General features: G+C 37.2%; 24 protein-coding genes. 13 read left to right on the top strand and 11 right to left on the bottom strand.

What is annotated here, in order from left to right:
- Both HXV90_RS19495 and HXV90_RS19490 read right to left on the bottom strand, forming a co-directional pair.
- Positions 1-702: an SGNH/GDSL hydrolase family protein gene (locus HXV90_RS19495; RefSeq protein ID WP_269897850.1), complete on the bottom strand. Its 702-nt coding sequence runs from the start codon at positions 700-702 to the stop codon at positions 1-3.
- Positions 703-1,299 (bottom strand): TetR/AcrR family transcriptional regulator, encoded by a 597-nt coding sequence (locus HXV90_RS19490; protein ID WP_269897849.1) that lies wholly within the window; start codon positions 1,297-1,299, stop codon positions 703-705.
- Between the two features lie 176 nt (positions 1,300-1,475).
- Between HXV90_RS19490 and HXV90_RS19485 the strand changes: the two genes are divergently transcribed.
- Both HXV90_RS19485 and HXV90_RS19480 read left to right on the top strand, forming a co-directional pair.
- The gene (locus HXV90_RS19485; protein WP_269897848.1) at positions 1,476-1,835 is read left to right on the top strand and encodes a VOC family protein; all 360 of its coding nucleotides are present in this window, start codon (positions 1,476-1,478) and stop codon (positions 1,833-1,835) included.
- An 82-nt stretch (positions 1,836-1,917) separates the two neighbouring features.
- Positions 1,918-3,003 (top strand): S-layer homology domain-containing protein, encoded by a 1,086-nt coding sequence (locus HXV90_RS19480; protein WP_269897847.1) that lies wholly within the window; start codon positions 1,918-1,920, stop codon positions 3,001-3,003.
- 41 nt (positions 3,004-3,044) lie between these two features.
- On the opposite strand, the gene HXV90_RS19475 is transcribed toward HXV90_RS19480, so the two are convergent.
- Entirely contained in the window at positions 3,045-3,788 is a 744-nt protein-coding gene (locus HXV90_RS19475; RefSeq protein WP_269897846.1) for an arylamine N-acetyltransferase family protein, read from the bottom strand.
- 186 nt (positions 3,789-3,974) lie between these two features.
- Here HXV90_RS19475 and nagB point away from each other — a divergent pair, with 186 nt between their 5' ends.
- Positions 3,975-4,688, top strand: coding sequence for a glucosamine-6-phosphate deaminase (gene nagB, locus HXV90_RS19470; RefSeq protein ID WP_269897845.1), 714 nt, complete (start codon positions 3,975-3,977; stop codon positions 4,686-4,688).
- Positions 4,689-4,708: 20 nt separating this feature from the next.
- Here nagB and HXV90_RS19465 read toward each other — a convergent pair whose 3' ends face one another.
- Positions 4,709-5,608: a DMT family transporter gene (locus HXV90_RS19465; protein WP_269897844.1), complete on the bottom strand. Its 900-nt coding sequence runs from the start codon at positions 5,606-5,608 to the stop codon at positions 4,709-4,711.
- A 121-nt stretch (positions 5,609-5,729) separates the two neighbouring features.
- Here HXV90_RS19465 and HXV90_RS19460 point away from each other — a divergent pair, with 121 nt between their 5' ends.
- On the top strand, positions 5,730-6,635 hold the full coding sequence (locus HXV90_RS19460) for a S66 peptidase family protein (protein ID WP_269897843.1): 906 nt from the start codon (positions 5,730-5,732) through the stop codon (positions 6,633-6,635).
- 14 nt (positions 6,636-6,649) lie between these two features.
- Positions 6,650-7,051 carry a cytidine deaminase gene (locus tag HXV90_RS19455; RefSeq protein ID WP_269897842.1) on the top strand — a complete coding sequence of 134 codons (402 nt, stop codon included), beginning with the start codon at positions 6,650-6,652 and terminating at the stop codon, positions 7,049-7,051.
- Between the two features lie 43 nt (positions 7,052-7,094).
- Here the strand turns inward: HXV90_RS19455 and HXV90_RS19450 are convergent, their stop codons facing one another.
- The 3 genes from HXV90_RS19450 to HXV90_RS19440 all read right to left on the bottom strand — a co-directional run bounded on the left by HXV90_RS19450 (position 7,095) and on the right by HXV90_RS19440 (position 10,193).
- Positions 7,095-8,681 (bottom strand): catalase, encoded by a 1,587-nt coding sequence (locus HXV90_RS19450; RefSeq protein ID WP_048391822.1) that lies wholly within the window; start codon positions 8,679-8,681, stop codon positions 7,095-7,097.
- Between the two features lie 297 nt (positions 8,682-8,978).
- Positions 8,979-9,488 carry a hypothetical protein gene (locus HXV90_RS19445; protein WP_048391820.1) on the bottom strand — a complete coding sequence of 170 codons (510 nt, stop codon included), beginning with the start codon at positions 9,486-9,488 and terminating at the stop codon, positions 8,979-8,981.
- 15 nt (positions 9,489-9,503) lie between these two features.
- A complete protein-coding gene (locus tag HXV90_RS19440; RefSeq protein ID WP_269897841.1) occupies positions 9,504-10,193 on the bottom strand; it encodes a B3/B4 domain-containing protein in 690 nt (229 codons plus the stop codon).
- Between the two features lie 59 nt (positions 10,194-10,252).
- Between HXV90_RS19440 and queG the strand changes: the two genes are divergently transcribed.
- Together queG and trmL are read left to right on the top strand one after the other, a co-directional pair.
- Positions 10,253-11,383, top strand: coding sequence for a tRNA epoxyqueuosine(34) reductase QueG (gene queG / locus HXV90_RS19435; protein WP_103118816.1), 1,131 nt, complete (start codon positions 10,253-10,255; stop codon positions 11,381-11,383).
- Positions 11,384-11,546: 163 nt separating this feature from the next.
- The gene (gene trmL / locus HXV90_RS19430) at positions 11,547-12,020 is read left to right on the top strand and encodes a tRNA (uridine(34)/cytosine(34)/5-carboxymethylaminomethyluridine(34)-2'-O)-methyltransferase TrmL (RefSeq protein WP_269897840.1); all 474 of its coding nucleotides are present in this window, start codon (positions 11,547-11,549) and stop codon (positions 12,018-12,020) included.
- A gap of 37 nt (positions 12,021-12,057) precedes the next feature.
- On the opposite strand, the gene HXV90_RS19425 is transcribed toward trmL, so the two are convergent.
- Positions 12,058-12,903 (bottom strand): VOC family protein, encoded by an 846-nt coding sequence (locus tag HXV90_RS19425; RefSeq protein WP_054548665.1) that lies wholly within the window; start codon positions 12,901-12,903, stop codon positions 12,058-12,060.
- A gap of 391 nt (positions 12,904-13,294) precedes the next feature.
- Between HXV90_RS19425 and HXV90_RS19420 the strand changes: the two genes are divergently transcribed.
- A complete protein-coding gene (locus HXV90_RS19420) occupies positions 13,295-13,465 on the top strand; it encodes a hypothetical protein (protein ID WP_004230831.1) in 171 nt (56 codons plus the stop codon).
- Between the two features lie 79 nt (positions 13,466-13,544).
- Entirely contained in the window at positions 13,545-14,375 is an 831-nt protein-coding gene (locus tag HXV90_RS19415) for an aldo/keto reductase (protein WP_269897839.1), read from the top strand.
- Positions 14,376-14,417: 42 nt separating this feature from the next.
- Here the strand turns inward: HXV90_RS19415 and HXV90_RS19410 are convergent, their stop codons facing one another.
- Both HXV90_RS19410 and HXV90_RS19405 read right to left on the bottom strand, forming a co-directional pair.
- A complete protein-coding gene (locus HXV90_RS19410; RefSeq protein WP_269897838.1) occupies positions 14,418-15,257 on the bottom strand; it encodes an RluA family pseudouridine synthase in 840 nt (279 codons plus the stop codon).
- A gap of 54 nt (positions 15,258-15,311) precedes the next feature.
- Positions 15,312-15,737 (bottom strand): disulfide formation protein C, encoded by a 426-nt coding sequence (locus HXV90_RS19405; protein ID WP_103118813.1) that lies wholly within the window; start codon positions 15,735-15,737, stop codon positions 15,312-15,314.
- Positions 15,738-15,925: 188 nt separating this feature from the next.
- Here HXV90_RS19405 and HXV90_RS19400 point away from each other — a divergent pair, with 188 nt between their 5' ends.
- Together HXV90_RS19400 and HXV90_RS19395 are read left to right on the top strand one after the other, a co-directional pair.
- Positions 15,926-17,041, top strand: coding sequence for a GAF domain-containing sensor histidine kinase (locus tag HXV90_RS19400; RefSeq protein WP_054548662.1), 1,116 nt, complete (start codon positions 15,926-15,928; stop codon positions 17,039-17,041).
- A 12-nt stretch (positions 17,042-17,053) separates the two neighbouring features.
- Positions 17,054-17,701: a response regulator gene (locus tag HXV90_RS19395; protein WP_054548661.1), complete on the top strand. Its 648-nt coding sequence runs from the start codon at positions 17,054-17,056 to the stop codon at positions 17,699-17,701.
- Between the two features lie 48 nt (positions 17,702-17,749).
- On the opposite strand, the gene HXV90_RS19390 is transcribed toward HXV90_RS19395, so the two are convergent.
- On the bottom strand, positions 17,750-18,871 hold the full coding sequence (locus tag HXV90_RS19390) for a response regulator (protein WP_269897837.1): 1,122 nt from the start codon (positions 18,869-18,871) through the stop codon (positions 17,750-17,752).
- Between the two features lie 555 nt (positions 18,872-19,426).
- On the opposite strand from HXV90_RS19390, the gene HXV90_RS19385 reads away from it, so the two are divergent.
- Together HXV90_RS19385 and HXV90_RS19380 are read left to right on the top strand one after the other, a co-directional pair.
- On the top strand, positions 19,427-20,353 hold the full coding sequence (locus HXV90_RS19385; protein WP_048391799.1) for a helix-turn-helix transcriptional regulator: 927 nt from the start codon (positions 19,427-19,429) through the stop codon (positions 20,351-20,353).
- A gap of 65 nt (positions 20,354-20,418) precedes the next feature.
- The gene (locus tag HXV90_RS19380; protein ID WP_269897836.1) at positions 20,419-21,156 is read left to right on the top strand and encodes an effector binding domain-containing protein; all 738 of its coding nucleotides are present in this window, start codon (positions 20,419-20,421) and stop codon (positions 21,154-21,156) included.
- The last annotated feature ends 5 nt before the right edge of the window (positions 21,157-21,161 follow it).

Genomic DNA, 21,161 nt, shown 5'->3' with positions numbered 1-21,161 from the left:
TTAGGACCTCCCGATTTTGTCTCCTTCGACTTTATAAAGTTCAATGATAGAGCTATATTGCTGTGCCACTAAATCAGCACCTTTACTATTCAAATGAACACCATCTAAAGTTACATGTAGCCCTCTTTTTTGAGATAATTTATCGATACGTAAAGGACTTTTGTAAAATAAAACATCCAGTAGGACTCTTATTACATTCGTATTAATAAAGCCTGAGCACTCCAAATGTTCTAAATGCTCTTTAAAGAGATTTTGCATATTTACAAAATAAACATTGCCAGATTTCAATGAAATAGACTCCATAACAGACGTTAATTGTGTTATTTCTTTGTTAGAGGGATTTTGAAGATCTTCTCCTACTAATGCTGGAGATACTAATACAACATTTTTGGAAGCGTCATGTGCTTTCTCTAATACCTTAAGGCAGTACTCTTCGAATTCAAAGTGATCCTTCGCCACAGGCTGTGCTTGCACCTTTAATAATTTTGAATAGACGTCATTGACGCCTATCCAAAGAATAAGGAGATCATAGGAAGATTGGAGCGGCATTTTTTCCAAGCGAGTAAATAAACTTTTAATCGTCTCGCCTGGATTTCCAAGATTATCGAATGAAATATGAGGATATTGATGTTTCAAGAGATCATAAAATGAAACGCCTGGACGACCTTCTGTTAAGCTATCACCTATTAAACCTACTTTCATTTAAACCCCACCTTTTTTAATTTCTTTTAAGAAAATCGTTATTGCCTGTTGAAAGAGTGGTTCTAATGATTTCAAGTTATGAGTATTGGTCAGCTGACATAATCCACCTAGCCATGTGCCAAGTAAGACGGTCCATGTATCTACATTGCCATGAACAAATTCGTTTTGGTCGATGCCCTCTTGAAGAATTGCTCGATAAGTATTCATTGGCGTAATAGCTAAATTGTATAACTGTTGTATTGAATCAGGACTTGATTTGGGATTAGATGCCAGTTCCTGACCTGACTTTAGTAAGGGTGTTTGATACTCATAGAGGACATGCATGGCCATACCATACAATTTATCTGTGGATGTGGTGTATGAAGATTCTTGTTGCAACCATTTGTCATGCCAATTTTTCATCGATTGCTGCGCCAAAAGCACAAATAACTTTTCTTTATTTTCGAAATGATAATAAATATGTCCTTTACTATAACCAGAGGCTTTCGAAATATCACCAACAGATGTCTGATTATAGCCATGTTGAGAAAATAATTGGATGGCATGTTTGATAATCTCAATCTTTGCCTTGTCACTGTCATAGCGTCTTTTACTCAATGTTGTACTCCTTTAATGATTTGAACAATCGTTCTAATTTGATTATACATAATTTTCTAACTAATTAAATACATAAATTTTTTAGTTGGAATATTGTCAAATTTCTAAAGTTGCAGGAAGGGAATTCCAATTAATTGTTGAATTATTTGTTATGCTAAAAATGAGGGGGTATATGTATGGGAAAAGTGATTGGCTTTGAATTAAATAGTCAGGAACCGGAGAAAGCGGCAGCTTTTTATAGTAAAGTGTTTGGCTGGGAGGTGGCAGCTCCAAAGTGGGATTATTGGGCAGTTATGACTGGGAATGAAGACAAAGCTGGAATTAATGGTGGCATTGGTAAAGGACCAAGCGATTTTCCGCATGGTACAAGAATTCAAATTGAAGTGGATGCAATTGACGAATTCATTGCACAGGCAAAACACAATGGTGCTACTATTTTGCGTGACAAAATGGCGTTTGATGATTTCTATCTAGCTTATTTGGTCGATCCGACTGGAATAGGGATTGGATTAATTCAATATAAAAATAACGAATAAAGTCTCTTTTAATAGAGGCTTTTTTCATTTTAAGCATATGGGTACGTCTTTATGGGTATAGAATCGAAGGAGGAGGGATAATGTGAAGAACATATTGAAGCTAGTATGTTTGATCCTGATAACAATTGGTATATTACCGAAGGAAGTGCAGGCAGCCAGCTTTATCGATCTAACGGATGATACATTAACGACGGAAATTCATTATTTAGTAGAACAGGATATTGCGAAAGGGTATTCGAATAACTTGTTCAAGCCGAATGATTTTATTACGAAAGCACAAGTAGCTGTAATGCTAACACGTGCTTTAGGATTAAACACGATCCATGTGCAAAATCCAAACTATCAAGATGTCACAACCACTCATAAATTTTATAAAGAAATTGCGGCTGTGCAAAATAAAGGTATATTTGATACTGCCCATAAATTTCATCCAGATGCACCGCTTACTAGGGGGGAAATGGCGATTGTGCTAAATAGGGCCTTTCAATTAAAAGGTTCAGATCCTTATTATTTTACAGATGTGAGTAAGCAGACACCAGGTTATAAAGAAATTTTAACACTGGCCCATAATCATTTAGTAAGGGGCTATGAGAATGGTTCGTTTAAACCTAATGACCCTGTTACACGCGCCCATTTCTCAGCGTTTTTAGCGAGAGCAATGACTCTTTCTAAACCTAACTTGCTAAGGGATCCCGCATTTGAATATACGTATGCCTTTTATTCTTTAAGTGACAATAAGCGTTATACTTTAAACTATCAATATCAGCAACACGACGGTAAAAATGATGTATGGACAGTCAAAAATGTAAGTACAGGACAAACTATCTCTGATGAGCTTTTATATGGTCATGATCGTGCATACGGACAAGCCATTGCTAGTGAAGCTAACACACATTATGATTTATATATAGAACTCCCGCTTAGAATAGGCGTTGTTTTACATGAAGATGATCCAGGGGTTTCAGCAGGGGAACGAGTAACTGTAAAATCTACTGATGGTACGGTACAAGCTGGTGATGTGCAATATACGGGCGTGGTTATAGTCGAGAAAAGGTCGGAATTTAGTGATGTAGTGAAAACTTATTACTTTGTAGATGATATAGGTTTAGTTAAAGAGCTACACAATGACATAGTTGTGTTTGAATTGCTCAATAGGACAATGGAATAATGTGAAAGGAAAGCAAGCCACCGATGGACTTGCTTTCCTTATTATTGTATAGAGATATGAAAAAAACGCTGTAGAGCTTGCAGCCATTCCTTCTCAGTGTTTGTTGTATAAGTAGTTAAGGATTGTCCTTCATAAATTCTAAATTCGTTGTTCATCATGGTATGACGGCCACCAATGGTTCGAATCATAGCAATTTTATTTTTTTGCTTGGAAAGTCGTGGTGCAAATTTTGCATCATTGGCATCGTCGTGAAAACTATAAAGCAAACGCCAACTATGTTTAGCTTGTTCCAACAGCATCCAACCATTCGCTTCATCATAATCTATTTTATATAACTCTTTACCTTCACGGTGTTGATAGCCAGCAATCAGTGGCACTGGTTTACAGGGTGCTAATGCACCGACACCTACATCCGAGATATAGTATTGTCCACTCATATTTACTAGTAATAATTGATGCATAGGAATTTCCTCTGGAGGGGTATTTTCCGCTACGTTGCGCCAAAACTGGGCATAACGATTGGTGACAGAAAAGCCAAGCTCTCGTAGAAGCCAGCTGAATAAGATATTTAATTCAAAACAATTGCCACCACGTTTATCAATAATTATTTTCTTAAATATATCAGGAATAGCGAAGGAGATACCACGATTCAAGGCAACATCTAAATTTTCATAGGGAATGGTTAATAGATGTTTAGTTTGTAGTTGTCCAAGTAGTTGAATAGATGGCTCTAACGTTCCTTGAAATTGAATATACTGTAAATAGTGCTGAATCTGTTCATTCATAAAATCGCCTCACTTCCTTATTAATAACATAACCGAAATAGTCTTAGATTACACGCATAAACTGAAGTAGGAAATGATAGAAAAATAGCTAAATAACTAGTAAGATTAATATATTAGCTACTATAAAGTGAAATATTTTACATATTAGTTAATAATATTAATGGTAAGGTAGGTATCGTATAAAGAATGAAATGGATAGAAGTGAATACATATGAGGAAATGAGTGAAGTGGCAGCTACTATTTTCTCAAAACAAATACAAGAGAAACCTGATAGTGTTTTAGGTTTAGCAACTGGTGGATCACCTGTAGGCATGTATAAAGAATTAGTGGCACGACACCAAGCTGGCCATTTATCTTTTAAGGAAGTACAAACTTTTAACTTGGATGAGTATGTTGGCATTGAGCAATCAAGTCCAGCAAGCTACTTTACATTTATGCATAAGAATTTATTTAATTTTGTGGATATACAGCCGAAAAATGTCTATTTGCCAAATGGACAGGCAGCCAATTTAGCTGAAGAATGTGCTGCATATGATAAGCGCATTGAAGAAGCAGGAGGCATTGATTTACAGCTTCTAGGAATCGGTGTAAATGGACATATTGCTTTTAATGAACCAGGCGCATCGTTTGATGCCAAGACGAATATTGTGGAGCTAACAGAGTCAACAAGAACAGAAAATGCTATTTATTTTGATGATCCATCTGAAGTACCAACACATGCCATTACAATGGGCATCCACTCCATAATGAAAGCAAAGGAAATCGTTCTCATTGCCTTTGGTGAAAAAAAGCTCGCGGCGATTGAGAAATTGAAAAGTGGTCATATTACAGAAGAATTCCCAGCAAGCCAATTATTAAACCATCCTAATGTTACAGTAATTTATGGTGGTACGAATTAGCAAAAATAAGCAAAGACTTCTTAGGATTGAAGTCTTTGCTTATTTATTTTTCCTGATAAAATAACCCCTGCTACAACGGCTAGTCCACCTATAAGCTGAAAAGAGTGCAATCTTTCACTTAGAAAAAGAACAGCGAAAATGGAGGCAAAAACAGGAATGAAATTTAAATAAATACTTGCTTTGTTCGCTCCCAGCTGTATAACACCACTGTTCCAGCAGAGAAAAGCAATGATAGAGGCAAAAATACCAACATATAAAATAGCAGCAAAGGTTGACCATTCCCAATGAATTGCTGTTGCACTAGACAGTGTTTCATAGAGAGAAAAAGGAAATAACATCATAGCCCCAAGTCCAATCGTCACTAGAAAGGTAGACTGCCCTGGTAAGCGAGTTGCATATTGTTTAATGAGTAATGAATATATGCTCCAACATAATACTGCTGCGATTACAATTAAATCCCCTTTGTTGAAAGTAAAATCGACAATCCTTGTAAAAGAGCCACCCATTATAATAAAGGCAACTCCACTCAGTGATAGAACGGTCCCTATTAACTGATATTTTGATAGTTTTTCCTTCAAAAAAATAAAGGAAAGTATGTAAATCATTATGGGCGTAGAAGAGTTCATTAAAGATGCATTAATGGACGTTGTGTAATGTAATCCAATGTAAACAAGTGTGTTAAATGCTGTAACACCTGTTAATGAAAGAATGATGACAATAAACCAATGTCTTTTCAGTAACCGCCATTCACGTTTTAATTGGTGAAATGCAATGGGAAAAAAGATAATAAATGCGACGCACCAGCGTAAAAAGGCAAGTGTTAGGGGAGGAATATCTTCACTAACGGCACGTCCAATAACAAAATTACCACCCCATAAAAGAGTTGCGAGTACTAATAATAGATATGGTGGAATTTTCAAGATGCTTTAACCCCTTTATTAATTGAATAGTAAAGTTAATTATAGGCAGTCAGTATAGCAATAATCAATGCCTCTGAAGTTTTGCTATGCTAAAATAAGGACAACAAGAGGAGGAATAACTGTGAAAAGTACCGTACCATGTTTACAAAAGGGAGATTTAGTCGGTGTTGTTGCACTTTCAAGTCTTGTAGAGCCTGAAAAACTAGGAGAAGCAGTAGCTTTTTTGGACGAATTGGGTCTTCGCTATATTCTGGGTGATACGATTCATGCAAAACATGAATATTTGGCAGGAAGTGATGAAATCAGACTAGCCGATTTTAATGAGATGGTAAAAAACCCAGAAGTGAAAGCAATCTTTTGTGTAAAGGGAGGCTATGGCTCTGCCAGAATTGCTGATAAAATTGATTATGCTTTAATAGAAGAAAATCCTAAGATTTTCTGGGGCTTTTCTGATGTTACATATTTACATTGTGCGATTAATGAGTATGCCAATATGGTAACATTTCATGGGCCAATGCTGATGTCAGCTAATAAGATGGATGATTTATCAAAAAAAATGTTTTTACAGCTATTTTCCCCTATGGAAATTCAATATACAGAGGCAATTTCTCCGCTAACAACGATTGCTGGGGGCATCACACGTGGTGAAATGATCGGAGGAAATCTCTATCGTCTTGTCAGCACACTAGGTACCAAATTTGAAGTAAGAACTGAAGGTAGGATTTTATTAATAGAGGATGTAAATGAAACAATTCCAGTTATTGACTCAATGCTTCAGCATTTAAAACAAGCAAGGAAATTTGAGCAATTAGCAGGAGTCGTCATTGGTTCATTTACACAGACAGGATCTGATGAAGAAGCACTTCATTCGTTAATGAAGGAGTATTTTACAGATTTAGGAATACCAGTCGTGGCAGGTTTTAAGTTCGGACATGAAACAACGAATATAGCCATTCCATTAGGAACAGAGGCAATTTTAGACGCACAGGAAAAGGTGTTGAAAATATTACCAGGTGTGCATGTATGATAGGGAGAGGAAATATGGATATTGAAAAAGTACTGTATGAAGCTGCGGTTGCACTAGCAGAAAAAAGATATCCCACTGGATGGGGAGGAGCTGCAGCCTTATATACCGCGGATGGGAAAATTTTAACAAGTGTCGCACCCGAGGTAATGAATGCTGCTACTGAATTATGTATGGAAACAGGTGCTATTTTAGAGGCACATAAATTGAATACAAAAGTAACGCATTCGATTTGTGTTGCTAGGGAAGATGAAACATCTAAATTTGTAGTGCTGACACCCTGTGGAGTCTGTCAGGAAAGACTTTTTTATTGGGGAGAAAATGTTAAGGCAGCGATTACGAATGCAGATGGAGAATTGGTATTTAAATCATTAAAGGAAATTCAACCTTATCATTGGTATAAGGCATATGAACAATAAAGTAAAAGACATTACAAAAAATGTAATGTCTTTTTTAGCTTCGTCAATATGGCTCAGCGTCGTGTCCTTTATTCATGGCATCTTGAGGTGCTTGATCACCATGGATATTGCCAAGTGGTTTTGATGCAGAGGAATCTTTTTTAGCGTTGTGCAAACCTTCCTTGAGTAAGCGACCATATTCTTCGTCGGCTTCTTGTGCCAAAGCAATCATGGCATTTTGAATATCCTCATGACAGACCGATAGATCACGTATTAAATTTTCAAGAAGTTCTTCGCGTTCCCACTGTTCAAAGTTACGATAAGTTTCACCAGCCTGTTTCGTATTACTTTGACGATCAATCGATTCACGAACAAGGTTCCCTTCAATGTATGGTGTATATTCTTTACCAGCTTGTGTTGCTTCCTTTAATCCATTCAGCATGGATGGCTCATAATTAATATGTGGATTTTGTCCAGGTGCCAAATCACGCTTATACATCATTTGCCCACCATGTTGATTGGTCGCTACACGTTTTTTTGGTGCATTAATTGGAAGCTGTAAGTAGTTGGCGCCTACACGATGGCGTTGTGTATCAGAATAAGAGAAAGTACGACCTTGCAACATTTTATCATCAGAGAAGTCTAAGCCATCAACAAGCACCCCTGTCCCGAAAGTAGCCTGTTCCACCTCCGCAAAATAGTCTTCAGGGTTTTTGTTTAACACCATTTTGCCAACTGGATACCATGGAAATTGATCGTTTGGCCAAAGCTTTGTATCATCCAATGGATCAAAATCAAGCTCAGGGTGTGAACCATCCTCCATAATTTGAACATGTAGCTCCCATTCGGGGAAGTCTCCACGTTCGATAGCATCATATAAATCTTGTGTAGCATGATTGAAATTTTTCTGTTGGATTTCCTCTGCTTCTTTTTGTGTTAAATTTTTAATACCTTGTAGCGGTTCCCAATGATATTTGACAAGGACTGCCTTGCCTTCACTATTCACCCACTTGTACGTATTAACCCCAGAGCCCTGCATCATACGATAATTTGCTGGAATCCCCCAAGGAGAGTAAACGAATGTTACCATATGGAAGGTTTCTGGTGAGCTAGCACAAAAATCAAAAAAACGTTCAACGTTTTGAATATTAGTAATGGGATCAGGCTTAAAAGCATGAATCATATCTGGAAATTTGAGCGCATCACGAATAAAGAAGATCTTTAAATTATTGCCTACTAAATCCCAATTGCCATCCTCTGTATAAAACTTTACTGCAAAACCGCGGGGATCACGCAATGTTTCTGGGGAGTGACCACCATGTATAACAGTTGAAAAACGCACAAAGACAGGTGTTTTTTTCCCTTTATCCTGAAAGACTTTTGCACGTGTATACTTAGAGATAGGTTCATTGCCAACAACACCATAGGTTTCAAAATACCCATGTGCTCCAGCTCCACGAGCATGCACAACCCGTTCTGGAACTCGCTCTCTGTCAAAATGACTCATTTTTTCTAGAAAATCATAATTTTCCAATGTTGCAGGACCTCGATTACCGACTGTTCGCAAATTTTGATTGTTGGTAATTGGATGTCCCTGTCTGTTGGTCAATGTCATATCTTGCTCATGTGTTGCATCATCTTGCTGTGTCATAGTATGACCCCTTTCCTATAGATACTTCCATTTTGTCCTTGAAAGGGGCAAACTAGTCATCCAAATTATCCCTTTGAACTACTTAAAAAAGCTCTCCATACATAAATGTAGGAGAGCCCTGGATGGCGTTTTCAAATGGAATCAAGTTGTTTTGAGTATGGCCATTGCTTATAGTTGGTCATTAGTCATCGGTCATACAGTAACAGGTAACTTGTTATTGGTTTTTAACTAATTAGCTGAAAAGCTAGATTTGAAAACAGCACATCCAACTCGGGTTGGAGTCTCACCGTCCCGAGTCTAGAAATAACGGGAATCGTCAAAGTTAATTTGAATACTGTAATTTTTTGAATTAATAAGATTAGATAGCTTATGTGCATCTTTTTCAAGCTTTGTAGCTCGTTCTCTATATTCATCTGGCTCATACAAAGCAATTTCATATAACATTGTATTTTCGCCATAGCCAAATCTTACACTCTCTTTTTCTCGCATACTGAAATCTTTACACATATCAGCCTCGGCACGAAGTTGTGTTGCTAGTTCGATGGCTTCTACTAGTGCTAGCTTTTGACCTTTAAAGTCTACTGTGTTTTGGATGTTTGCTTCGTAAACGAGGCGGTCTAATGTACGAGTATCTAGACGAACTTGGGCTAAGTCAGCTTCAATAAGGGGGAGTGCTCGATTACTTGTTTTAGGGGCTTGTCCCTTTTCAACTGTTACAAAGGCACTGCGATGTAGTTCGTTTACTAGCTCTTGAGTTTTCTTTCCTAAAATACTTTTTAGTTTAACAGCTTCTGCAAGATTAATCACGAAAACACGTCCTTTTTATAGTGTTATAGATGGTACATCATTTGATATAATTGCGATTTGATAATGTCCGCCATGAATTTGATTAAACATTTTCCCAGCTGACGCTAGCAGTTCATTCGCTGCATCATTTGTTAAGGAAGGGCGGAAATAAAAAATATGTAACGCATCAGTTGTTTCCTCTGTGACAGCTGTGCGTTTAGAATCAACAAAAGGTGAGCCAAATGCTCCTATCTCATCACGACTATACAGAATATTTTCTAATGTGTTAAAGCGCCCATTCAAACCTTCATAACCAATCTCGTCATGACCAAGATCAATTGTTACAAACCCTTTGATTTGAGCAACATCATATAGCCCAATTGGCATTTCATATTGAAGTGAAAAGAAATTATTTAAATCAACACCTGAATGAATTGGCGTTAAATAGTTCTGCTTACTAATTCGACGCATAAGGCTTTCTGCTGAGTGACGATAGCGATTTGGATCAGCACCAAGCTTTTTCCAAATTTGTCGCCATTCTGCGATCCCCTCACGCTGTGTTACAGGAAGTTCCTGCATTTCAAGAAAAAGATTTTCCTGATACAATTGCATACGCCCTTTAATCATTTGAGGGGATTCTGCTACAACAATTTTGGTATAATGAATAATGCCGATTTTTAGCTCGGGATGTTGTGTTAATAGAGTTGGGTTAATGGAAATTTCCAATGAACATCACCTACTTTATCTATTTCTAATATTGTACCATGTAAGGAGTTGGAAATAAAATGAACATACACGACCTACAACGTGATTTTGTGGCATATGCGATGTCCATTGGTGTTGATAAAATAGGTTTTACAACAGCAGCTCCCTTTACAGAATTAAAAAACAGATTGCGTCGCCAGCAGGAGCTTGGCTATCAGTCTGGATTTGAAGAAAGTGATATTCAAAAACGTACAGAACCCCTTCAATTACTAGATGAAGCAGAGAGTATTGTAGCGATAGCTGTGGCTTACCCTTCACGTATGCAAAATGCACCAATTGGTAAAAGGGGTGCGCGACGTGGAATTTTCTGCCGTGCTTCATGGGGTGTCGATTATCATACAGCATTACGTGAGCGTTTAAAGCTATTATCCACTTGGCTTGAGGAACATGTCAAAGGTGTACGTATTGAATCAATGGTTGATACAGGAGCCCTTGTAGATCGGGCAGTAGCTGAACGTGCAGGCATTGGGTGGAGCGGAAAAAATTGCTCGATTATAACGCCTGAATTTGGTTCCTATGTGTATTTAGGAGAGCTCATTACAAATATTCCATTTGCGCCAGATAAGCCAATGGAGGATGAATGCGGAGATTGTCGACTGTGCTTGGATGTTTGTCCAACAGGAGCCTTAATTCAAGGTGGACAATTGGATGCACAGCGTTGTATTGCTTTTCTGACTCAAACGAAGGGTACATTACCAGATGAGTTTCGTAGTCATATCGGTAATCGACTCTATGGCTGTGATACATGCCAGACAGTATGTCCTAAAAATAAAGGGAAAATTAATTGGATTCATGAAGAATTTATACCAGATCCAGAGCTAGCCAAACCATTATTGACACCGCTTTTAACGATTACTAATCGGGAATTTAAGGGGAGATTTGGTCATGTTTCAGGCTCATGGCGTGGAAAAAAGCCTATCCAGCGTAATGCCATCTTGGCACTTGCTCATTTTAAAGAGGAAGCCGCCATACCAGATTTGATTGCTCTACTTCATAAAGATGACCGTCCTGTCATTCGAGGCACAGCCGCATGGGCTTTGGGTAAGATTGGCGGGGATACTGCACAAACTGCCTTACATGAAGCAGAAGCTACAGAGCAGGACGAAGAAGTGCGAAGTGAAATTTATAAAGGGTTGCAGTTTTTTAAGTAGTATTGGATGTAGAAGCAATTGACTAACTACAGTTTAATGTAGGGATGAAATCAATTGCTTGGAGTTCCTATGATTGAGAGCGGATCCGCTCCAAAAGAGGAAGGCTTCGTTAACTTTTTAAAGAGTCATCTTAAAGAATTTTTTAATAAGGAAGTGTGTCGTTATGCCATTGCATATCGTTTTATATCAACCAGAAATACCAGCCAATACGGGGAATATTGCACGTACCTGTGCGGGTACTAATACATCGCTCCATTTAATTCGTCCGCTAGGTTTTTCAACGGATGATAAAATGCTGAAACGGGCGGGCTTAGATTATTGGCATAGTGTAAATATTGTCTATCATAATTCACTTGAGGATTTTATAGAGTACTCTAAAAATGGAGATGTTTATTTAATCGAAACATACAGTGATGAGCCGTTTACGAAAAATGATTTTAGTGATCAAGACCGAGATATTTATTTTATGTTCGGAAAAGAAACTACAGGTTTGCCGAAGGACTTTGCTTATGAACGCCGAGATATGTGTTTACGTATTCCACAAAGTGATCATGTGCGATCACTTAATTTGTCCAATACGGCTGCAATTGTTATTTATGAGGCATTACGTCAACAAGGATATCCAGGGTTACATTAAAAAGCAGTTCTCCGCTTGTGAGAACTGCTTTTTAATATTAAAACTTTAATAACACAACATTCCCCGCAGGATCCTCTGTTTGGAACCCTCCGACGATTTCCGTAACGGGTGCACCTATACCACGAAGATTATCTTTCATAGTTGCCGCTTGTTCTTCGTTATCTAAACGCAATGAGAACGTTTTTAAGCCAACTTGATTTTTTCCAAGCTTTGGTGCATTCTCTGAGTGCCAAGTATTTAAGCCGATATGATGATGGTAACGGCCTGTAGAAATAAATAATGCTTGGGACCCGTAGCGTGTGACAATATCATAACCTAATCCCTTTGTATAAAATTGCTCGGCTTCAGCCAAGTTAGAGACCGATAAATGAATATGGCCCATTACTGTGCCAGCAGGCAGACCAAGCCAGTTGCCATCGCCCTCTTCTAAAATAGAACGAATATTGAGTGGTTCTGTCACCATATGCACCTGATTGTTATGCCATGTCCATTCACTTTCAGGACGATCTGCATAAATCTCGATTCCATTATGATCAGGATCATTTAAATAGAGTGCTTCACTTACAGCATGATCAGAAGCCCCAAGGTACACACCTTTTTCGTGAAAATGAGAAATAACATTAGCTAAGTCACGTCGACTAGGTAATAATAGGGCGAAGTGATAAAGTCCTGTCGTCATGCTAAGCTTATCTTCTACGGTTTTAGGCTGAACAAGAGTTAATAGAGCTGTTTCTCCATCGGCAGTTAACATAGCTTTATGTGAATCTTGTTGTAACACTTTAAAGCCAATAATTTCTTGATAAAAGGTTAAAGAGCGGTGTAAATCACTCACTTTTATTTCAACATTCGTTACATAGGTGTTTGGTTTTTCATGAAAATGCATTTTGAATACCTCCAAATAGTTATCTTTTTTCATTAAGTTACTTTATGTAAGTTAGTTTATTTTAAAAATAAAGGAAAGTCAAGTATTTCTATTGTTCCACAAAAAAAGAAAATCACTAAGCTTTTCGAAAAGCTTAGTGATTTTCTTGAGATATTATTTGTCAGCTTTGTAGTCGCCTTCGTATCCAGCAGTGAAAATAGCTGTTAAGAAAGCAACTGTTACACCAATGATTAATAATAATTTCATGGAAGTAACCCTCCTCATGTTATAAAGAAATCTCTTTTTAGTATAGCCTATCTACTTTAAAAATGAAACGACATAGCAGAATAAAATATGTCAGAAATGGTTCAAACAGCTTGATATCGGGAAAACTAAAAGTGAGGTGATTAGTATGGAAAAAAAGGTGCCAAATATTGAAAATGGGACAATGGTGAGAGATATGAAAGAATTAAAAGATTTGGGCAAGCAGATGGAGCATTTACGTGATGGTCTAGAGCTTGCGGAGGATGAGCGAATCGCTGATCCAATTCAATTGGAAGATGTTGAACAGAAGAAAAAGTAGTATATAAACCAGCCGCTTTATTTTTCTTAAATCCAATTTTTTGTATAATGGAACGAGGATAAGAAAGGGGTTGTGCTTTTTGAATTTACAATCAACGAAAACATTATCAAATGGTGTAGAAATGCCTCGTTTTGGCTTAGGTGTTTACAAAATGACAGAACGTGAGGAAACATTACAGGCTATTGATAAAGCACTTCAATACGGTTATCGAGCTATTGATACAGCATCCTTATATGGGAATGAGGTAGAAGTAGGAGAAGCTATTCGTCATTCAGGCATTCGTCGTGAAGATATTTTTGTTACAACAAAAGTATGGAATAATGACCAAGGATATGATGCAACATTACGTGCTTTTGAGGTTTCGCTAAAGAATTTAAATATGGATTACCTAGATTTATATTTAACACATTGGGCTGTCCCTGAAACATTTGAAGAAACATATCGAGCTATTGAGCGTCTTTACGATGAAAAATTAATTCGCGCAACAGGTGTATCGAATCATCATGAGCATCATTTAGAAAAAATATTGGCTAAGGCAAATACTGCACCAATGGTGAATCAAGTGGAGGTACATCCATATTGGCAACAGCAGCCATTAAGCGCATTTTGTAATAAACACCAAATTGCTGTTACTGCATGGTCTCCACTAGGACGTGGTGGTGTACTTGCTGATCCTACCATTATTGAGATTGGGAAAGAAATCGATAAAACCCCTGCTCAGGTAGTACTGCGTTGGCATTTACAAAATGATACACTCGTTATTCCCAAATCCGTAACACCGAGCCGAATTGAGGAAAACGCACAGATTTTTGATTTTGAATTAACCAAAGATCAAATGGAGAAAATGGCAACATTAAATCGTAACCAACGATTTGGACAAGATCCTGATCATTTTAAATTTGATTTTTAAAAAAAGAATAAATCCCGCACTCCTATAGAGGCGGGATTTTTCTTATTGCTCGTCCTTGACGATAATACGTTTATTTAAAAAAGGATGGTCAAATTCTAATTGAATGGCATGTAGTTCGTAGTCATCACTTACTGTTTCTCGTGCACCATACATTGTATCCCCAATAATTGGATGGCCAATATAGGCTAAATGCACACGGATCTGATGTGTTCGCCCAGTCTCAAGTATGAGATGAACGACACAGGAATTTTTGTAACGCGCCACCACTTCATAGTGTGTTACAGCATGCTGTCCAGTTTTGGATACAACACGTCTTGTGGCATGGTGCCTGTCTTTGCCAATTGGTTCAGCAATCGTTCCAGAAGACGTTCGTAAATTACCTTGCACCTCTGCTGCATACGTACGAATAATGGTTTTTTCCTCAATCATTCGATCGAAAATGGACTTTGCTAAAGGGTGCTTTGCTACTAGTAATAAGCCCTGTGTCCCTTTATCAAGACGATGAACATGTTCAGCATAAATGCCACCCTGTTCTTTGATATGTGCCATGACATGGTTCATACATGTATGTGTATCACGAGCATCATTAGGATGTGTTGCCATACCTTTTGGCTTTGATACGATTAAACAATGGTCATCCTCATAGACTACATCAATAGCACATACAGGTGTTGGTTTGTAGCTAGAAGTTGGAACAGGAAACGTAAATTTGATTACTGTCCCAGTTTGTAAAGGTGTATTCCATTGAACCAGCTCATCATTTGCCAATGTGATGGATTTGGCCATACGCAATTCATGAACGAGTTTTTTACCGAGTCGCCAATGATTACGTAGCAATTCTTCCACACTTAAGTTATCTTCAGCAATTTCATAATGAAACATAGATCTTCCTCCGTAGAAAAAACCGTATTCCAAAGGTAGAACACGGTCTTCCGATTATTTTGCAGCTTTAGAAGCTTTGATTAAATAAAAGCTTGCCCCTGCGATTAAAATAAATGCAGTTAATGCTAAAAACGGAATAGTAATAAAGCCTAACCAATTAATATATTGTCCTGTACAAGAAACTGCGCCACAGGAAGGAGCATTTTCAGCTAAATAGCTAAGCTTTTGAATTCCGTAATGGTAAAGTGAAATACAGCCGCCAACCACAGAAAATACAGCTGTTGTGACAGCAATACGTGCATTTTTTTGTATAAATGCTACTGTCGTCATTATAACAATTGGGTACATAAAAATACGTTGAATCCAACATAATTTACAAGGTTCATAATGACGAATCTCAGAAAAATATAACGAACCTAGTGTTGCTATAGCAGAAACAATCCAAATAAATAATAAGCCATTTTCTTCTTTTTTAGACATATTCAATCTTCCCTTCATAAAACCATGTCCTTGTTCGATTATAGTGGTTCTAGTTTTATATGTAAATCAACTTACACAAAATAAGGTATGTGATGAATTTCAGTCTAAAGTATGAACGGTGGAAGCAGACGCTTTCAATAGCTTAATGGTATCATTAACAATAGTAATGCTAAAGAAGAGGTGTTTTCGTGAGGGAGAATGAGCATTCCAATATCAGTATTTTAAAAGAGATTGCTGAACTATTAAATGAAGAAACTGAAATTGTCACAATGCTAAAAGGTGCGCTCATCAAATTTTTAAATGGCACCAATTTTGAAACAGGCTGGATTTTTTTTATTGATGCAAAGGGGCGTTCAGAACTAGTTGTCCATGAAAATCTACCAGAGGCATTGGAATATAACAATTGCCATTATTTAAAAAAGGGCGGTTGTTGGTGTGTATCGCGTTATCGTAATGAAGAGCTAAAAAAAGCCTCCAATATTATCGAGTGTCAGCGTATTGAAAGTGCCATAGCTGCAAATGTTGGGGATCATGAAGGAATCACGCATCATGCGACAGTACCTCTTCAATCTGGACAAGAACGTTTTGGCGTATTAAATGTTGCATCTAAGGATACAGTACGCTTTTCAGAGGAGGAGCTTGCTTTATTAGAATCAGTTGCCTTTCAGATGGGTTCAGCTATTAAGCGAATTTTACTGACAAAGCAGGAGCAGGAAATGGCGCTTGTGAAGGAACGTAATCGCCTAGCTCGTGATTTACACGATTCAGTTAATCAACTACTATTCTCGGTTACGTTAACAGCTAGGGCTGGCATTGAAATGACGGATGATTGCGAAGTGAAAGAAACATTTAAAGAGATTCAGCATTTAACACAAGATGCACTTACAGAGATGCGTGCGTTAATTTGGCAATTGCGACCTAAAGGATTGGAAAATGGTTTACTTGAGGCCATGAAAGTATACGCTGAAATGCTTGGCTTAAAACTACATGTTACGGTTTCAGGCGTATTGCAATTTCCCTCACGTATTGAAGAAACATTATTTCGCGTAGCCCAAGAGGCGTTAAATAATGTACGTCGCCATGCAGGTGTATTAGAGGCAGCATTGTATATTACTGTTACATCAACAGATATTTTGTTGGTTATTCGTGATGAGGGACGGGGCTTTGTCATTGACAACAATACAAAGTTGCTTTCAATGGGCTTACAATCTATCAAGGATCGTGCAAAATCAGTTGGTGGAACTGCCGACTGGGTAAGTGAAATTGGCAAAGGTACGGAGCTGCTAATCCGCTTGCCATATTAAGGGGGAGAGGACATGATACGTGTATTAATTGCAGACGATCATCACGTGGTGCGTAGAGGACTACTGTTTTTCTTAAAGACACAAAAGGATATTGAGGTTGTTGGAGAGGCCAAAAATGGGCACGAAGCTGTTGCATTAGCAGAAAGCATTCAACCAGATATTATCTTAATGGATTTAGTCATGCCTGAAATGGATGGCATCCAGGCGACTAAACGCATCAAAGCGAAGTTTCCACAAATAGAAATTTTAATGCTCACTAGCTTTTCTGATCGAGATCATGTGGTTCCAGCAATGGAGGCAGGAGCGGCAGGCTATCAGTTAAAAGATATTGAGCCAGATGAATTGGTCTTATCCATTCGTCGTATTATGCGTGGTGAAAACACTCTACATCCTGAAGCAACGTCAACGCTTGAAATGGATCGCCAGGAGTCTCAGAATGCACCCCATTTATTAAATCCGCTGACACCTCGTGAGCAGGATGTGCTAGCAGAGCTTACAAAAGGAAAGAGTAATCGGGAAATTGCATCCTCACTATTTGTCACAGAAAAGACGGTGAAAACCCATATTTCGAATATTTTTACAAAGCTACAGGTACAAGACCGTACACAGGCAGCACTGTATGCTGTTAAGCACGGGCTAACTGAAGGTAGTGGGATATAAATAAACGGCGAGCTTCTACTCACTTAGAAGCACTCGCCGTTTTTTACATTATTTATGTTGAACAAATAATTTTTTAGATATCTCTAATAATGTAGAGCTAGGTGTTAGTGCTAAATCTTCCTCTAGTCTTTGCGTATATGTTTGGAAAATTTTGAGTGCCTGTTCATGAAGCCCTGCCTGTATTAACGTATATAAATAGTGCTCAAGTTTTTGTTCATTATAGGGATCATACTCTATTAATGCATGTAAAAATTCCATAGCTCTTTCAGTATCTGAAAAGACCGTTGTTTGAAACCCTTTTTCTAATAGCTCTATGTATGATTTCATTAATTTATCTTTATAGGCAGTTGACCATTCATAATCATCAAAAATAAATAAGCCATTCTTATAAATAGAAAGACATTGATTAATCAAAGAAATAGAAGGAAATTCAAGTCTTGAAAAATCCTCATGAAGTTTTTGAAAATCGTATAAATCACATACGATATTTGGCTTTTCGAAGATATAGTATTTATTTGAAAAGACAATACAGTTTTCGTAGCCAATTGTATTTAGAGTTTTCCTTAAATAAGATAGAGCTGTATGAAGATTTGATTTGGCTCGTACATAATCTAAATCTGGCCATAGAATTTCAATTAAATAATCTCGATGAATCGGTATATTTGGATGCAAAATAAAATAAGCAAACAATTCTTTTGTCTTTTCTGTTTTAAATGCCACTAAACTATTGTTACTATAGACGGCAAATTGATCGAAGCATTGTACAGTTAAGACAGTTTGTGTAGCCTGTTGAAGCATTTGCTGAATTGAAAATTCATGCTCAATACGGGCTACAGTTTTTTCTAAACGGGCATGACTGATAGGCTTTAATACATAGTCGAGACTGCCAATTTCATAGGCTTGTAATGCAAATTCATGATAGGCGGTAATGAAAATTACACTGACTTGCGGACGTTCCGTTTTGATAATATCAGCAACTTCAAGTCCTGATAATTCTTGAAGTTTTACTTCTAAAAAGATAGCCTCAAATTCCATAGTTGGTAGTTCATTCAGAAATACTTCTACGCTTGTAAAGGTTTGCATCACCTGTATTTGTTGAAAGGCATGTAGTTTATTTTGAAAATAGTGTAAAGCTAACGGTTCATTGTCTATTAAAACGGCTCGAATCACATCAAACTCTCCTTTATACAATTAAATTAAAAACATTAAACTCTAGTTCATTTTGGGTGAAAAGGCTTCCTATATATAGTGAAGGGCAAGAAAAGTGAAAATCACTCAACTTTTCTATTAAAAATTTGATGCCAGAAAAAAGCAATTTATGGTGTAGTTCTTTCACGGGTGAGAGTCAATGAATCCCGATGTGTTTATCACATCGCGTCAAATCCATTCAAAGAAAATTTCGCCGTTCATTATATAGAAGAAAAAAGTTTTTTAGTTTGTGTTAAGAGAATTGAAATAATTGCTTAGGCGTTAAAATCAAACTATTCTTATACAAAAATGAAACAACATAGTATTGTTAATGAAAGTTGCATATGGCAATAAGCCTTGTTTTTTCTTTTATTGTTAAAATAGTATAATTGTTGTAACAATAATTAGGCGTTATTATAGTACATTTGTCTTAAAAAATACTCAAAAAGTACTTAAAAAATACTTAAAAAGATAGGTTATTAATTAAAATAGAAGTATATATAGGAAAAATGGGATGGCAAGAAAGGAGATTTTACCATGAAATTAGAAAGGCTTCTAACCATGACGATGATATTAATCAACCGTAAAAAGGTTAAGGCACAGGAATTAGCAGAGTTATTTAATGTTTCGATTCGTACCATTTATCGAGATATTGAAACATTGAGCTGTGCTGGTGTACCTGTTATTAGTCAGCAAGGTGTAAATGGTGGCATTAGTTTAATCGATGGTTATCGTGTTGATAGGCAAGTGTTGACGAAGGATGAGCTCACGTCACTTTCTATTGCGATTAAAAGTGCTTTGACTACCTATGAAGATTCCCACGCTGAAGCCGTGCTCGAGAAAATAACGAGTATTGCTGATGATCATGTAAAACAATCGATGGACCATCTATTTGTTGATCTTAGTCCATGGGGACCAAACGCTCTCTTTAAAGAGCTTATTACGACGCTCAAGACAGCTATAGAGAATAATCGTTGCATAAGCTTTCATTATTCTACTACTTATGGTGAACAAACAAGCCGAATAGTCGAACCACATACAATTGTTCAAAAAGGGAAGATATGGTATTTGTATGGCTATTGTACATTAAGAAAGGACTTTCGTTTATTTAAGCTTGCGCGAATGAAACATTTGCTTCAAGCTGATTCTACCTTTGAGCGTAAGGAAGTGAATTTAAGTGAACTCCCTTGGGGTAAAGAATGGCATCGACCACAAAACGTAGTCGATTTAGTCATTTCTTTTGATAAAGACATTACAACATTAGTGGAGGAATCCTTTGGTGCAGAACATATAGACCATGAACAATCCATGATTTATATATCTATACCCGAAGATGAATGGCTTTATGGTTTCTTGTTAAGCTTTGGGCATCGCATTAAAATTATGGAACCACTTTATATAAGAGATATTATTCAAAAACGAGCTTTAGAAATTGTTCAATTATATAAAAATCTAAATAATTGATGACAGACAGTTGTCAGGTTTCCTTTGCTATAGTAAGTACAAATAAAGCGAAAGGTGGAATGACGATGCAAAGCTATTGTCAAAGCTGCGGTATGCCTTTAGTAGAAGAGGCATTATTGGGTACTGAAAAAGAAGGGGAAAAAAGTCAGGATTATTGTACATATTGTTACGAGGGGGGCGAGTTTAAACAACCCCAGTTAACAGTAGACGAAATGATTGAAATTTGTGTACCGCATCTTATGGAAGGTGGTATGCCAGAAAATGAAGCACGTAATATGCTGACTTCCTTTTTGCCAAATTTAAAGCGATGGAGAAAATGTGAGTGGCGAGAACCAAAAGTAGTTGAATTAAACTCATTTAACATCGTGGGTATTTCAACTCAAACAAGTAATGCCAATGAAATAACAGAGCAAGCTAAAATTCCGCAATTATGGGATCACTTTTATCAGCAAAATATTACGGACCAAATAGCCGAACGAAAAAATGGCCATGTCTTTGGTTTGTATTCAGACTATGAAACGGATGTGAATGGTAATTATACTCTTACACTAGGAGTAGAAGTAAATAATGATGACATTCCAACAGATTTAGTAGTTAAAATGATTCCAGCAGCTAAGTATCTAGTATTTACATCAGATAAAGGCACGATGCCTGAAGTTGTCATCCAAACTTGGCAAGAGATTTGGGCATGGTTTGCAAATTCTAAAGTTGAACGAACATATACAGGCGACTTTGAACTGTATGATGAACGATGCGCTAATCCACATGAATCACAAGTGGATATTTATATAGCTATTAAATAAGAAAA

The sequence above is a fragment of the Lysinibacillus sp. JK80 genome, from assembly GCF_027557635.1.
Taxonomy (GTDB): domain Bacteria; phylum Bacillota; class Bacilli; order Bacillales_A; family Planococcaceae; genus Lysinibacillus; species Lysinibacillus capsici.
This window is presented reverse-complemented; position numbering and strand designations above follow the sequence as displayed.

Bases quoted from the DNA above. Each gene is read 5' to 3' on its own strand.
- HXV90_RS19495 (WP_269897850.1), bottom strand. From the start codon at position 702: ATGAAAGTAGGTTTAATAGGTGATAGCTTAACAGAAGGTCGTCCAGGC.
- HXV90_RS19485 (WP_269897848.1), top strand. From the start codon at position 1,476: ATGGGAAAAGTGATTGGCTTTGAATTAAATAGTCAGGAACCGGAGAAA.
- HXV90_RS19475 (WP_269897846.1), bottom strand. From the start codon at position 3,788: ATGAATGAACAGATTCAGCACTATTTACAGTATATTCAATTTCAAGGA.
- nagB (WP_269897845.1), top strand. From the start codon at position 3,975: ATGAAATGGATAGAAGTGAATACATATGAGGAAATGAGTGAAGTGGCA.
- HXV90_RS19455 (WP_269897842.1), top strand. From the start codon at position 6,650: ATGGATATTGAAAAAGTACTGTATGAAGCTGCGGTTGCACTAGCAGAA.
- HXV90_RS19450 (WP_048391822.1), bottom strand. From the start codon at position 8,681: ATGACACAGCAAGATGATGCAACACATGAGCAAGATATGACATTGACC.
- queG (WP_103118816.1), top strand. From the start codon at position 10,253: ATGAACATACACGACCTACAACGTGATTTTGTGGCATATGCGATGTCC.
- trmL (WP_269897840.1), top strand. From the start codon at position 11,547: ATGCCATTGCATATCGTTTTATATCAACCAGAAATACCAGCCAATACG.
- HXV90_RS19425 (WP_054548665.1), bottom strand. From the start codon at position 12,903: ATGCATTTTCATGAAAAACCAAACACCTATGTAACGAATGTTGAAATA.
- HXV90_RS19420 (WP_004230831.1), top strand. From the start codon at position 13,295: ATGGAAAAAAAGGTGCCAAATATTGAAAATGGGACAATGGTGAGAGAT.
- HXV90_RS19410 (WP_269897838.1), bottom strand. From the start codon at position 15,257: ATGTTTCATTATGAAATTGCTGAAGATAACTTAAGTGTGGAAGAATTG.
- HXV90_RS19405 (WP_103118813.1), bottom strand. From the start codon at position 15,737: ATGTCTAAAAAAGAAGAAAATGGCTTATTATTTATTTGGATTGTTTCT.
- HXV90_RS19395 (WP_054548661.1), top strand. From the start codon at position 17,054: ATGATACGTGTATTAATTGCAGACGATCATCACGTGGTGCGTAGAGGA.
- HXV90_RS19385 (WP_048391799.1), top strand. From the start codon at position 19,427: ATGAAATTAGAAAGGCTTCTAACCATGACGATGATATTAATCAACCGT.
- HXV90_RS19380 (WP_269897836.1), top strand. From the start codon at position 20,419: ATGCAAAGCTATTGTCAAAGCTGCGGTATGCCTTTAGTAGAAGAGGCA.